The following is a 13,394-nucleotide window of genomic DNA, read 5'->3' as shown; positions in this document are numbered from 1 at the left end:
ATCCCGGTCGCGTGGGATATCCAGCCGCAGCGGACCATCTCCGGTCAAAACGGTTTTTCCACTCTTGCCATTGCGCTGATTAGTTTCATCCTCCGGGCGCTGCGCGCCCGGGGGATAGCCCAAGTGGTGGCCGAGTTCAGCGGTCAAGGCTCGTTCAATCAGGGCCTTCTTGAACGCTGCCGAGGCGTCCTCGATGGCTTCCGCTGTCATCAGCCCCTCACCAAACTGCTCAAGCAGCTCTTTGGGGATTTTGGGCAGGTCACGCAGGGGTTTCTTTTTGGTTGGCATACATGCACCTCTTACTCATGTTATGCCCGAACACAAAATTTCTGACACTCCCCCGCAGCAACGGATATTCACCCAATCCTAAAAACCACTCACGCCTGGGTCCCCCCCGACCACCCATGTTAACCTTGCGCCCATCGCGGAAAAGCCGGGCCAATGCCCCTCCTTTTGCCCCACACCTTTCAACGAGCTTGCCTGACACCCATGAATACAGCCGTGAACGACCTGTCCTCCCACACGCCCATGATGCAACAATACTGGCGCCTGAAGAACCAGCACCCCGACCAGCTGATGTTCTACCGCATGGGCGACTTCTACGAGATCTTCTACGAGGATGCGAAGAAGGCTGCCAAGCTGTTGGACATTACCCTGACCGCGCGTGGTCAATCGGCGGGCATGGCGATTCCGATGTGTGGGATTCCTTACCACGCGGCGGAAGGTTACCTGGCGAAGCTGGTCAAGCTCGGCGAATCCGTGGTGATTTGCGAGCAAGTCGGCGACCCGGCCACCAGCAAGGGCCCCGTGGAACGCCAAGTCGTGCGGATCATCACCCCGGGTACGGTCAGTGACGAGGCCTTGCTGGATGAACGCCGGGACAACCTGATCGCCGCGGTGCTGGGTGATGAGCGCTTGTTCGGCCTGGCGGTGCTGGACATCACCAGCGGCAATTTCTCGGTGCTGGAAATCAAGGGCTGGGAAAACCTGCTGGCGGAGCTGGAACGGGTCAATCCGGTAGAGCTGTTGATCCCGGATGACTGGCCCAAAGACCTGCCGGCAGAAAAACGCCGTGGCGTGCGACGTCGGGCGCCGTGGGATTTCGAGCGGGATTCGGCGCTGAAAAGTCTCTGCCAGCAGTTCTCCACCCAGGACCTCAAGGGCTTCGGCTGCGAGAACCTGACCCTGGCCATTGGCGCGGCCGGTTGCCTGCTGGCCTACGCCAAGGAAACCCAGCGCACCGCCCTGCCTCATTTGCGCAGCCTGCGTCACGAGCGCCTGGATGACACCGTGGTACTGGACGGCGCGAGCCGCCGCAATCTGGAACTGGACACCAACCTGGCCGGCGGGCGCGACAACACGTTGCAATCGGTGGTCGATCGCTGCCAGACCGCCATGGGCAGCCGCCTGTTGACCCGCTGGTTGAATCGGCCGCTGCGGGACCTGACCGTGCTGCTGGCGCGTCAATCCTCCATTACCTGCCTGCTGGATCGTTATCGCTTCGAGCAGTTGCAACCGCAGCTCAAGGAAATCGGTGACATCGAGCGAATCCTCGCCCGTATCGGCCTGCGCAACGCCCGTCCCCGTGACCTGGCGCGCCTGCGCGATGCCCTCGGTGCCTTGCCCGAATTGCAAGTGGCGATGACCGACCTCGAAGCGCCGCACCTGCAACAACTGGCGCGCACCACCAGCACCTACCCGGAGCTGGCCGCGCTGCTGGAAAAGGCCATTATCGACAACCCGCCGGCGGTGATCCGCGACGGTGGCGTGCTGAAAACCGGCTACGACGCCGAACTCGACGAGTTGCAAGCGCTGAGCGAAAACGCCGGACAGTTCCTGATCGACCTCGAAGCCCGGGAAAAAGCCCGCACCGGCCTGGCCAACCTCAAGGTCGGCTACAACCGCATCCACGGTTACTTCATCGAGCTGCCGAGCAAGCAGGCCGAGCAAGCCCCGGCCGATTATGTTCGCCGCCAGACCCTCAAGGGCGCCGAGCGTTTCATCACCCCGGAACTCAAGGCGTTCGAAGACAAGGCGCTGTCAGCCAAGAGCCGCGCCCTGGCCCGGGAAAAGATGCTCTACGAAGCGCTGCTCGAGGACCTGATCAGCCAATTGCCACCGTTACAGGACACCGCCGCTGCCCTGGCGGAACTGGACGTGCTGAGCAACCTGGCCGAACGTGCCTTGAACCTGGACCTGAACTGCCCGCGCTTCGTCAGCGAGCCGTGCATGCGCATTAGCCAGGGTCGTCATCCGGTGGTCGAGCAGGTCCTGACCACGCCGTTCGTGGCCAACGACCTGAGCCTGGACGACAACACCCGCATGCTGGTGATCACCGGTCCGAACATGGGCGGTAAATCCACCTACATGCGCCAGACCGCACTGATCGTGCTGCTGGCCCACATCGGCAGTTTCGTCCCGGCGGCCAGTTGCGAATTGTCCCTGGTGGACCGGATCTTCACCCGTATCGGCTCCAGCGACGACCTGGCCGGCGGGCGCTCGACCTTCATGGTGGAAATGAGCGAAACCGCGAACATCCTGCACAACGCCACCGAACGCAGCCTGGTGCTGATGGACGAAGTCGGACGTGGCACCAGTACCTTCGACGGCTTGTCCCTGGCCTGGGCGGCGGCCGAACGCCTCGCGCACCTGCGGGCGTACACGTTGTTTGCCACTCACTACTTCGAACTCACCGTATTGCCGGAAAGCCAGCCGCTGGTGGCCAACGTGCACCTCAACGCCACCGAGCACAACGAGCGTATCGTGTTCCTGCACCATGTGCTGCCCGGCCCGGCCAGCCAAAGCTACGGCCTGGCGGTGGCGCAACTGGCCGGCGTGCCGAGCGAAGTGATCAGTCGGGCCCGTGAGCACCTGAGCCGCCTGGAAACCACCAGCCTGCCCCACGAGGCGCCACGTCCGACCAAGGGCAAACCGGCCGCACCGCAGCAAAGCGACCTGTTCGCCAGCCTGCCACATCCGGTGCTCGACGAGTTGGCCAAACTCGATCTGGACGACCTGACCCCACGCCGGGCGCTGGATTTACTCTATACATTGAAGACACGGATCTAACGCACAGGCTTTCAAGCTGTTAGAATCTCGCGCGGTTTGGGATGCTGCAGGCAATTAGCCTGGCCTGCAGACTATCGCTCCCGAACCTGGCGAGCCCACCGTGAACGGGTTCCGCTGCCGCCGCCTGAGGAGAGAATTAGAAATGACCTTCGTCGTCACCGACAACTGCATCAAGTGCAAGTACACCGATTGTGTAGAAGTCTGTCCGGTGGACTGCTTCTACGAAGGCCCGAACTTCCTGGTCATTCACCCGGATGAGTGCATCGACTGCGCCCTGTGTGAACCGGAATGCCCGGCGCAAGCCATTTTCTCGGAAGACGAAGTGCCGGCCGGCATGGAGAATTTCATCGAGCTGAACGCTGAACTGGCGGATATCTGGCCGAACATCACCGAGAGAAAAGACCCGCTGCCAGACGCCGCAGACTGGGATGGCAAGGCTGGCAAGATCGCAGACCTGGAACGCTGATTACCCATCGTTCGCTGAAAAGGCCCCTTGCGGGCCTTTTTGCTTTTCCGGATTCAAGAAATCGCAGGCAAAAAAAAGGGGCGGTTTGACCCGCCCACATTTTTTCCCTAATCCCTTTAATCCTATTCATCGTCCTGATGAATCGCGTCCTGCGATGTCCTTCCTTCCCCATCGTCCTTGACGGGTGTGTCTGTCCGTCGACACAGGACTGATATTAGTATTTTCCCAGGTGAGTGCAACGCGGCTGATACAGGTGGTTTGCTCTGTCACACCACATTCACAAAATAAAAATCTTTATAAATCATATATATACAAAAAAATCACGAGACTTATAGCTGTCTGTCCCGCCAATGAGGAACCGATCACTTACGTAACACTAGGCAAAGGCTTACAAGTTGAACCTACAAATAGAGCGGCCCTGGAAAAAACAACCCTTCGGAAACGGAAAAGCCCCGAACCAGTCGGGGCTTTTCTTGCTGCGCTGCACTCAGGTCATTGAAACAACGACTCGCTCGACAAGCCGTTCTTCTCCAGGATCTCTCGCAGACGCTTGAGGCCTTCCACCTGGATCTGCCTGACCCGTTCACGGGTCAAACCAATCTCCAGGCCTACATCTTCAAGGGTGCTGCTTTCATGCCCCCGCAAGCCGAAGCGGCGGATCACCACTTCCCGTTGCTTGTCGGTCAGCTCCGAGAGCCACTGGTCGATGCTCTGGGACAGGTCATCGTCCTGCAACAGCTCGCATGGATCGGTAGGTCGATCATCGGTGAGGGTGTCCAGCAAGGTTTTATCCGAGTCCGGCCCCAGGGAAACGTCCACCGAGGAGACTCGCTCGTTGAGCCCAAGCATGCGCTTGACCTCACCCACCGGTTTTTCCAGCAGGTTGGCGATTTCTTCGGGTGAAGGCTCATGGTCGAGTTTCTGGGTCAACTCGCGGGCGGCCCGCAGGTAGACGTTCAGTTCCTTGACCACATGAATCGGCAACCGGATCGTCCGGGTCTGGTTCATGATCGCCCGTTCGATGGTCTGGCGGATCCACCAGGTGGCGTAGGTCGAGAAGCGGAAGCCGCGTTCGGGGTCGAATTTCTCGACGGCGCGAATCAGGCCCAGGTTGCCTTCTTCGATCAGGTCCAGCAGCGAAAGCCCGCGATTGACGTAGCGTCGGGCGATTTTCACCACCAGGCGCAGGTTGCTTTCAATCATGCGTTTTCGACCGGCCGGGTCGCCACTTTGCGACAGCCGCGCAAAATGAACTTCTTCCTCGGGAGAGAGCAGTGGCGAAAAACCGATTTCGTTGAGGTACAGCTGAGTGGCGTCCAGCGCCCGGGTGTAATCGATGTACTTATGTTGTTTAAGTGAAGCGGAGTGTCTGGATTTGGCACGAACGGAAGGTGGAGTCGCCCCTTCATCATTCGACATCGAATCCATAGCGATGCCGGTCTCCATAAGGAGAACCTCATCGTCGATGTCAAACTCCGGCACTTCTTTACTGAGAGCCATTGTTATAGTCCTTTGGTGAGTTCGACCTCAAGCTCAAGCGACGCCTTTATCCTTGGCAACGCTGGAGCCTGTTCCCTCTACGTGACGGAACAGGCTGACAATCAAATCAACGACGTGGCAGGAATTGCAGCGGATCGACTGGTTTACCTTGTCGGCGAATCTCAAAGTGCAGTTTCACCCGGTCCGTTCCCGTTGATCCCATTTCGGCAATTGTCTGTCCGACCTTGACCTGCTGCCCCTCCCGAACCAACAGCCTGCGGTTGTGACCGTAGGCACTGACGTAGGTATCGCTGTGTTTGATGATCACGAGTTCGCCGTAGCCCCTCAAACCACTCCCGGCGTACACAACCGTGCCATCAGACGCGGCTAAAACAGGCTGTCCCAAATCCCCGGCGATATCAATTCCTTTATTCAAACTACCGTTTGAAGAGAATTTTCCAATGAGAACGCCATTAGAAGGCCATCCCCAGCCAGTCGGGGCGGGACCCGCAGGAGGCATCGGAGCAGGGGTCGGTTTGCTCGCGACGGACGGTATTACCGCTGTCCCAGAGCCCGCCGGCCGGCGAATGACAGTGGTTTTGCTCGACGACGAAGCCGTCGAACCCGACTGTGTCACCACCGCGGTAGGCGTTGAACCGCTACGGCCATCGAAGCGAATCGTCTGACCGGGGTGAATCGTATAAGGCGCAGGAATATTGTTGCGCGCCGCGAGGGCCTTGTAGTCCCAGCCGTAGCGAAAAGCGATGGAAAACAGCGTATCGCCGCGACGGACTACATATTGGCCGGTCGTTACCGTAGGACGTTGAGGTGTTGCGCTGTTGCGATCGACAACCCGGACATTGCTCGACGGCGTACTGGAACAACCGACCAGCAAAGTGCTCAAGACAAGGCCAGTCACCAGGCGCCGAAAGCTCGTGATACCCATACGCTGCGCAATGACTGTGAGACTCACCCGCCGCTCCCTTTGTGGTGGCTGAAAAATTGGAGGCTGCCTGTCCAGGCAGCGTTCATACAAATATAGCTGGCAACGACTGCGCCTCTATTAATGAAGCACAACGCGCCGCCGCACACGTTTGCTCGACGCCATTGGGCTCTGTTCAGCGAATCGGTGCCGCTGTAAGACACAGGCGTGGCCACGGAATTCAGCGCCTGTTTATAAATGCTCAGGCCAACGGTCCATTGAGCAACGGCACGAACCGCACCGCACCCAGGACGTGTCGCGAAAAACCGTGTTCTTCGCGCACGATCAGCATCAGTTGCTGGACTTCACCGGCGCCCACGGGAATGACCAGCCGCCCACCAGGGGCGAGCTGATCCAGCAGGGCCTGGGGCACGTCGGTGGCCACGGCGGTCACGATGATGCCGTTGTAGGGCGCCAAGGCCGGCCACCCTTCCCAGCCATCGCCCCAACGAAACACCACGTTGCGCAGGTTCAACTCCACCAGGCGTTCCTTGGCGCGATCCTGCAGCACCTTGATCCGCTCGACGGAAAACACCCGCTCGACCAGCTGCGACAACACCGCTGTCTGGTAACCCGAACCGGTGCCGATCTCCAGCACCTTGTCCAGCGGCCCGGCCTCGAGCAGCAACTCGCTCATGCGGGCCACCATGTACGGCTGGGAAATGGTCTGGTTGTGGCCGATGGGCAACGCCGTGTCTTCATAGGCACGATGGGCCAGGGCTTCATCGACGAACAGGTGCCGCGGCGTGCGGCGAATCACCTCCAACACCTGGGCGTTGGACAGGCCTTCTTCGTAGAGACGCTGGATCAATCGTTCACGGGTCCGCTGGGAGGTCATGCCAATCCCGCGGCGCATCATATCGTCTTGCTCACGAGCCATCAGCTCAGCCCCTCCAGCCAGCCATCGAGACTTCGAAAGGCGTCATTGAAGGTACGGTCCAACTGCAACGGCGTGATCGAGACATAACCCTGCATCACCGCATGGAAGTCGGTGCCCGGCCCGCCGTCCTCGGCATCCCCGGCGGCGGCGATCCAGTAGCCGGCCTTGCCGCGTGGGTCGACCACGTGCATGGGCCTGGCAGCGCGGGCGCGGTGGCCCAGGCGCGTGAGCTGGATGCCACGGATATGATCGAGCGGCAGATTCGGGATATTCACGTTCAACACCGTACGTGGCGGCAGGTCCAGCGCACCATGGGCTTCGACCAATTTACGGGCGAAGTAGGCGGCGGTCGGCAAGTTGTCGACCTGGCGTGAAACAAAGGAAAAGGCAAACGATGTTTTCCCCAGGAAGCGACCTTCCAGGGCCGCGGCGACTGTCCCGGAATAAAGCACGTCATCCCCCAGGTTAGCGCCCAGGTTGATGCCCGACACCACCATGTCCGGTGCTCGTTCCAGCAACCCGTTGATACCCAGGTGCACGCAATCGGTCGGGGTCCCGTTGAGGCTGATGAAACCGTTATCCAGATAGCAGGGGTGCAACGGACGGTCGAGCGTCAGCGAGCTGCTGGCGCCGCTTTTGTCCTGGTCCGGAGCGATGACCACGCACTCGGCAAAATCCGCCAGCGCAGCATAAAGCGCGGCAAGACCGGGTGCTGTCACCCCGTCGTCGTTAGAAATCAGAATACGCATGGGCTGTCCGTCTGCCCCACCGGCACCAGATCGACGAGTTCGCGCACCAAGACAGTGGCGAAACATCCGGCCGGCAGGACGAATTCCAATTGCAGAATGTCAGGCTGGGGATAATGCCACGACAGCCCGCCAATGGGCAGTCGCAGGATGCGACGTTCGTGACTCATTCCCGCGTTTATCAACCAGTCCCGCAGATCGGCCTCGCCCTCGGCGATGGCCTGTTCCAACGCAAAGGTCGCGCCGGCGGCAGGCGATGGCCCCTCGCCCCACTGCGGCCCGGTCGGGTGCAGATCGAGAATCGCCAGGCGTGGATCGCTGCATTCAGCCTCACCGGCCGGGAAAAAACTGCGGCTGTCGGTGAAGGCCAGCAAGTCGCCGACCTGCGCGTGTTGCCAGGTGCCATCGGCAACTCGTGCCGCCAGCACCCGGTTGAACAGGAAACTGCGGGCGGTGGACAACAGTCGCGAGCGCACGTTGCGCTGTTCCGGCAAGGCCTTGCGCGCGGCCCAGGCACGGGCATCGGCGACATTGCCGCCGTCATGGCCGAACCGCTGGGCGCCGAAATAATTGGGGATACCCTGGCGCATGATCTGTTGCAGTCGCGCCTCGATGGCGGCCACGTCCCCCTTGAACTGGGTCAGGCGCAGGGTGAAGCCATTGGCCGAGTGCGCGCCGCGTTGCAGCTTGCGTCGATGCCGGCCGGTCTTGAGGATCTTCAGCGTGTCGTTTTCTGCCGCCGACAGGTCGGGATCGGCCTTGCCCGGCAGTTGGACACTGAACCATTGGCGGGTCAGGGCCTGGCGGTCCTTGAGCCCGGCGTAACTGACGGTGCGCAACGGCACGCCGGCGGCCTTGGCGATGCGCCGGGCGGCCTCTTCAGTGTTCAGGCCGCGCTTTTCCACCCAGATCCACAAATGCTCGCCATCGCCGGTCAACGGGATATCGAGCACTTCGTCGACCTGGAAATCTTCAGCAGTGGCCTTGAGGACCGCGCTGCCCAGCGATGGGCCGTAGGCACGCGGCCCCAACAGTTCCAGTTCGGTCATGGGCGCAGCAACAAGGCAACGGAATGGACGGCGATGCCTTCTTCACGGCCGACGAAGCCAAGCTTTTCGGTGGTGGTGGCCTTGACGTTCACTTGGTCCAGCTCAACTTGAAGATCCTCGGCGATCAGGCGACGCATCGACTCGATGTGCGGCGCCATCTTGGGCGCCTGGGCGACAATGGTGTTGTCGACGTTGCCGACTTTCCAGCCCTTGGCATGGATCAGCGCGACCACATGGCGCAGCAGCACGCGGCTGTCGGCACCCTTGAATTGCGGGTCGGTGTCGGGGAAGTGCTTGCCGATGTCACCCAGCGCCGCGGCGCCGAGCAAGGCATCGCTCAAGGCATGCAGCAGGACATCACCGTCAGAATGCGCGAGCAGCCCGAAGCCGTGTGCGATCCGCACGCCGCCCAGAGTAATGAAGTCGCCTTCAGCGAAACGGTGAACATCGTAGCCGTGGCCAATACGCATAAAAAAACGCCCCGATTTTTGTCAGGGCGTGATTCTACCTGCATTAGGCGTTTAGAGCGCGCGCATGATGCTGCAAGTGGTCGTCAATGAAGCTGGCGATGAAGAAGTAGCTGTGGTCGTAGCCCGGTTGCAGGCGCAGCTCCAACGGATGGCCGGCGGACTTGGCCGCCTGTTGCAAGGCTTCGGGCTTGAGCTGGTTGGCCAGGAAATCATCGCGATCGCCCTGATCCACCAGCAATGGCAACTTCTCCTGCGCCTCAGCAATCAATGCACAGGCATCCCATTCCCGCCATTTCGAGCGGTCTTCCCCCAAGTAACGGGAGAACGCCTTCTGGCCCCATGGGCAATCCATTGGATTGTTGATCGGCGAAAAGGCCGACACCGAACGGTAACGCCCCGGGTTGCGAAGGGCGCAGACCAGCGCACCGTGGCCGCCCATGGAGTGGCCACTGATGCCGCGTTTGTCCGAAGCCGGGAAATGCGCTTCGACCAGCGCCGGTAATTCCTGCACCACGTAGTCATGCATCCGATAGTGCCGCGCCCACGGATCCTGCGTGGCGTTCAGATAAAAGCCCGCCCCCAGGCCGAAGTCCCAGGCATTGTCCGGATCGCCCGGCACGTCGGCACCACGAGGGCTGGTGTCCGGCGCGACGATGATCAGGCCCAGCTCGGCGGCCATGCGCTGGGCGCCGGCCTTTTGCATGAAGTTCTCGTCGGTGCAGGTCAGCCCGGACAGCCAATACAGCACCGGCAACTTGCCGCCCTGCTCGGCTTGCGGTGGCAGGTACACGGCAAACACCATGTCACAACCGAGCACCTCGGAACGGTGCCGGTAGCGCTTGTGCCAGCCGCCGAAGCTTTTCTGGCAAGAAATGTTTTCCAGACTCATGACCGACCTCAGAAATGGATAACGGTGCGGATGCTCTTGCCTTCATGCATCAGGTCGAACGCCTTGTTGATATCTTCCAGGCCCATGGTGTGGGTAATGAAGGTATCCAGCGGGATCTCGCCCTTCTCGGCCATTTCCACGTAGCTTGGCAATTCGCTGCGCCCGCGCACGCCGCCAAAGGCCGAACCGCGCCAGACGCGCCCGGTCACCAACTGGAATGGACGGGTAGCGATTTCCTGCCCGGCCCCGGCCACGCCGATGATCACCGACTCGCCCCAGCCCTTGTGGCAGCATTCCAGCGCGGCGCGCATCAACTGCACATTGCCGATGCATTCGAAGGAGAAGTCCACGCCGCCATCGGTCATGTCGACGATGACTTCCTGGATCGGACGGTCGAAGTCCTTCGGGTTGACGCAATCGGTGGCGCCCAGTTGCTTGGCGATTTCGAACTTGGCCGGGTTGATGTCGATGGCGATGATCCGCGCGGCCTTGGCCTTCACGGCGCCGATCACGGCCGACAGGCCGATGCCGCCCAGGCCGAAGATCGCCACGGTGTCACCCGGCTTGACCTTGGCGGTGTTGAGTACCGCGCCGATGCCCGTGGTGACGCCACACCCCAGCAGGCAGACTTTTTCCAGCGGCGCTTCTTTTGGAATCTTCGCGATGGAGATTTCCGGCAGCACGGTGTACTCGGAGAACGTCGACGTGCCCATGTAGTGGAAAATCGTCTCGCCTTTGTAGGAAAAACGCGAAGTGCCATCCGGCATCAGGCCTTTGCCCTGGGTGGCGCGAATCGCCTGGCAGAGGTTGGTCTTGCCCGACTTACAGAATTTGCACTGGCCGCACTCCGGCGTGTACAGCGGGATCACATGGTCACCCACCGCCACCGAGGTCACGCCCTCGCCGATGGCCTCGACAATGGCACCGCCTTCATGGCCCAGGATCGACGGGAAGATCCCTTCCGGGTCGGCGCCCGACAGGGTGTAGGCGTCGGTGTGGCAGACACCGGAAGCCACCACGCGCAACAGCACCTCGCCCGCCTTGGGCATGGCGACGTCGACTTCAACGATTTCCAGGGGTTTCTTGGCCTCGAAGGCAACGGCAGCGCGCGACTTGATCATTCGGGTACTCCAGCAAATAAATACAAGACCGGGAGTGTAATCCTCCGCCGGACAATGAATAATCCAGCCAAAAGCAAAACATTATTGCTGTACAGGGATAATCCTTCATGTCCGATAACCGCTGGGAAGGCATCGACGAATTTGTGGCCGTGGCCGAATGCAGCCAATTCACCGCCGCCGCCGAGCGTCTCGGGGTTTCGTCCTCCCATATCAGTCGACAAATCGTACGGCTCGAAGAACGTCTACAGACACGCTTGCTGTACCGCAGCACCCGCCGGGTGACCCTGACCGAAGCCGGACAAACTTTTTTGCAACATTGCCAGCGTCTGCAGGATGGACGCGAAGAAGCACTGCGAGCCGTCGGCGACCTGACCAGCGAACCCAAGGGCATGCTCCGCATGACCTGTGCCGTGGCCTATGGCGAACGGTTTATCGTGCCACTGGTGACGCGGTTCATGGGGCTCTACCCGCAGTTGCGGGTCGACATCGAGCTGAGCAATCGCCCGCTGGACCTGGTGCACGAGAGCCTGGACCTGGCGATTCGCCTGGGTCGCTTGCAGGATTCCCGCCTCGTCGCCACGCGCCTGGCCCCCCGGCGCATGTACTTGTGCGCCTCACCCTCTTACCTGGAACGCTATGGCCGGCCCCACAGCGTGTCGGAACTGAGCCGCCACAATTGCCTGATCGGCAGCTCCGACATCTGGCAACTGGAGCAGAACGGGCGGGAATTTTCCCAACGGGTGCAGGGAAACTGGCGCTGCAACAGTGGGCAAGCGGTGCTCGATGCGGCGCTGCAAGGCGTGGGGCTGTGTCAGTTGCCGGATTATTACGTGCTGGAGCATTTGCACAGCGGTGCGTTGATCTCGCTGTTGGAAGCCCATCAGCCGCCGAATACGGCGGTGTGGGCGTTGTATCCACAGCAGCGGCATCTGTCGCCGAAGGTGCGCAAGTTGGTGGATTACTTGAAGGAAGGGTTGGCTGAGCGGCCGGAATATCGGGGGTGACCGTAGTCTTTGCTGCCTGGGCTGATGCTATCGCGAGCAAGCTCGCTCCCACAGGGGTTTATCGTCGAATGATGGGCAAGTGTTCCACACCGGTCCATTGTGGGAGCGAGCTTGCTCGCGATAGCGCCAGCCCAGATGCTGAAGATCTAACGAGGGAACAGATCCCGCTTAACGCCGATTCGCCCAACGCTGGCGCAACCACTCGAGGTCTTCCGGCCGAGTGACCTTGATGTTATCCGCCCGCCCCTCAATCAACCGAGGCGCCTGCCCCGCCCATTCCAGGGCGGACGCTTCGTCGGTGATTACCGCATCCGCCACCAGGCTGTCAGCCAACGCCCGATGCAAGGCGCCGAGGCGGAACATCTGCGGCGTGTAGGCTTGCCAGATCACGCTGCGATCAATGGTTTCCAGCACGCGGCCATGCTGGTCGACGCGCTTGAGGGTGTCGCGCGCCGGAACGGCCAGCAGGCCGCCGACCGGGTCGTTCGCCAACTCGCTGAGCAGTGTGTCCAGGTCGTCCCGGCTCAGGTTGGGCCGTGCGGCATCGTGGACCAGCACCCAATCGTGATTGTCGGCGCCCTGCCCGTGCAGATGCAGCAAGGCATTGAGCACTGAATCGGAACGTTGCTCGCCACCGTCGACACGCTGGATGCGTGTGTCGCTGGCGCAGGCCAGGGTCGGCCAGTAAGGATCATCGTGTGCAAGGCTGACCACCACACCCTTGACGGTGGGATGGTCGAGGAAACAGCCGAGGCTGTGTTCGAGAATTGTGCGTCCGCCCAGTTGCAGGTATTGCTTGGGACGGTCGGCGGCCATCCGGGCGCCAACGCCCGCGGCAGGAATCACGGCCCAGAAGGCCGGCAAACGCATACTCATTGGGCCAACTGGTAGAGGGTTTCGCCCTCCTTGACCATGCCCAATTCATGTCGAGCCCGCTCTTCAACGGTCTCCATGCCTTTTTTCAACTCTGTCACTTCGGCGTCCATCACCCGATTACGCTCCAGCAGCGCCTCGTTTTCGGCGTGCTGGTCGGCAATTTGCTGAGTCAGGTCGGCCACTTGCGCCAAGCTGCCATTGCCCACCCACAGGCGGTACTGCAGGCCGGCCAGCAATAGGAGCAAGACAAGAAACAACCAATTGGGACTGCGCATCGAATATCAGGTATCCAGTGAAAAAAGACCGCCATGCCAAACTTTGAAGCGTCTGATAGCACGAAGCCTGGAAGAACCAGGCTTGTGC

14 protein-coding genes are annotated in these 13,394 nt (G+C 60.9%); 3 read left to right on the top strand and 11 right to left on the bottom strand.

Annotated elements, in window-relative coordinates; all coding sequences use genetic code 11:
* Positions 1-288 (bottom strand): transposase (locus BM321_RS09330; RefSeq protein ID WP_139230500.1); only part of this gene is annotated, 288 nt, incomplete at its 3' end.
* Positions 289-501: 213 nt separating this feature from the next.
* Between BM321_RS09330 and mutS the strand changes: the two genes are divergently transcribed.
* Both mutS and fdxA read left to right on the top strand, forming a co-directional pair.
* Positions 502-3,069 (top strand): DNA mismatch repair protein MutS, encoded by a 2,568-nt coding sequence (mutS, locus tag BM321_RS09325; protein ID WP_175534923.1) that lies wholly within the window; start codon positions 502-504, stop codon positions 3,067-3,069.
* Between the two features lie 142 nt (positions 3,070-3,211).
* Positions 3,212-3,535, top strand: a complete 324-nt coding sequence (gene fdxA, locus BM321_RS09320; RefSeq protein WP_092330614.1) for a ferredoxin FdxA — start codon at positions 3,212-3,214, stop codon at positions 3,533-3,535.
* 492 nt (positions 3,536-4,027) lie between these two features.
* On the opposite strand, the gene rpoS is transcribed toward fdxA, so the two are convergent.
* From rpoS to BM321_RS09275, 8 genes are all read right to left on the bottom strand, one after another.
* On the bottom strand, positions 4,028-5,035 hold the full coding sequence (rpoS, locus tag BM321_RS09310; RefSeq protein ID WP_047227588.1) for an RNA polymerase sigma factor RpoS: 1,008 nt from the start codon (positions 5,033-5,035) through the stop codon (positions 4,028-4,030).
* 106 nt (positions 5,036-5,141) lie between these two features.
* A complete protein-coding gene (locus BM321_RS09305; protein ID WP_092442283.1) occupies positions 5,142-5,987 on the bottom strand; it encodes a peptidoglycan DD-metalloendopeptidase family protein in 846 nt (281 codons plus the stop codon).
* Between the two features lie 211 nt (positions 5,988-6,198).
* Positions 6,199-6,834 carry a protein-L-isoaspartate(D-aspartate) O-methyltransferase gene (locus BM321_RS09300; protein WP_161796107.1) on the bottom strand — a complete coding sequence of 212 codons (636 nt, stop codon included), beginning with the start codon at positions 6,832-6,834 and terminating at the stop codon, positions 6,199-6,201.
* A 41-nt stretch (positions 6,835-6,875) separates the two neighbouring features.
* Complete coding sequence (surE, locus tag BM321_RS09295; protein ID WP_092330619.1) at positions 6,876-7,625, bottom strand: 5'/3'-nucleotidase SurE; 750 nt, start codon at positions 7,623-7,625, stop codon at positions 6,876-6,878.
* Complete coding sequence (gene truD / locus BM321_RS09290; RefSeq protein WP_092442282.1) at positions 7,613-8,671, bottom strand: tRNA pseudouridine(13) synthase TruD; 1,059 nt, start codon at positions 8,669-8,671, stop codon at positions 7,613-7,615. Before truD ends, surE begins: the two co-directional genes overlap by 13 nt.
* A complete protein-coding gene (gene ispF / locus BM321_RS09285) occupies positions 8,668-9,141 on the bottom strand; it encodes a 2-C-methyl-D-erythritol 2,4-cyclodiphosphate synthase (RefSeq protein ID WP_072408310.1) in 474 nt (157 codons plus the stop codon). Before ispF ends, truD begins: the two co-directional genes overlap by 4 nt.
* Before the next feature lie 43 nt (positions 9,142-9,184).
* Positions 9,185-10,030, bottom strand: coding sequence for an S-formylglutathione hydrolase (gene fghA, locus BM321_RS09280; protein WP_092202179.1), 846 nt, complete (start codon positions 10,028-10,030; stop codon positions 9,185-9,187).
* Positions 10,031-10,038: 8 nt separating this feature from the next.
* Complete coding sequence (locus BM321_RS09275; protein WP_092330624.1) at positions 10,039-11,151, bottom strand: S-(hydroxymethyl)glutathione dehydrogenase/class III alcohol dehydrogenase; 1,113 nt, start codon at positions 11,149-11,151, stop codon at positions 10,039-10,041.
* Between the two features lie 107 nt (positions 11,152-11,258).
* Here BM321_RS09275 and BM321_RS09270 point away from each other — a divergent pair, with 107 nt between their 5' ends.
* Positions 11,259-12,155, top strand: a complete 897-nt coding sequence (locus tag BM321_RS09270; protein WP_092330626.1) for a LysR substrate-binding domain-containing protein — start codon at positions 11,259-11,261, stop codon at positions 12,153-12,155.
* 168 nt (positions 12,156-12,323) lie between these two features.
* On the opposite strand, the gene ispD is transcribed toward BM321_RS09270, so the two are convergent.
* Together ispD and ftsB are read right to left on the bottom strand one after the other, a co-directional pair.
* The gene (gene ispD, locus BM321_RS09265; RefSeq protein WP_092442281.1) at positions 12,324-13,031 is read right to left on the bottom strand and encodes a 2-C-methyl-D-erythritol 4-phosphate cytidylyltransferase; all 708 of its coding nucleotides are present in this window, start codon (positions 13,029-13,031) and stop codon (positions 12,324-12,326) included.
* On the bottom strand, positions 13,028-13,306 hold the full coding sequence (gene ftsB / locus BM321_RS09260) for a cell division protein FtsB (protein WP_003184873.1): 279 nt from the start codon (positions 13,304-13,306) through the stop codon (positions 13,028-13,030). The genes ispD and ftsB overlap by 4 nt, the downstream gene beginning before the upstream one ends.
* Positions 13,307-13,394 lie beyond the last annotated feature (88 nt).

The sequence above is a fragment of the Pseudomonas sp. NFIX10 genome (assembly GCF_900111955.1).
Taxonomy (GTDB): Bacteria; Pseudomonadota; Gammaproteobacteria; order Pseudomonadales; family Pseudomonadaceae; genus Aquipseudomonas; species Aquipseudomonas fluorescens_AA.
Note: the sequence above shows the minus strand (reverse complement) of the source record. Positions and strands in the feature narration are given on the sequence as shown.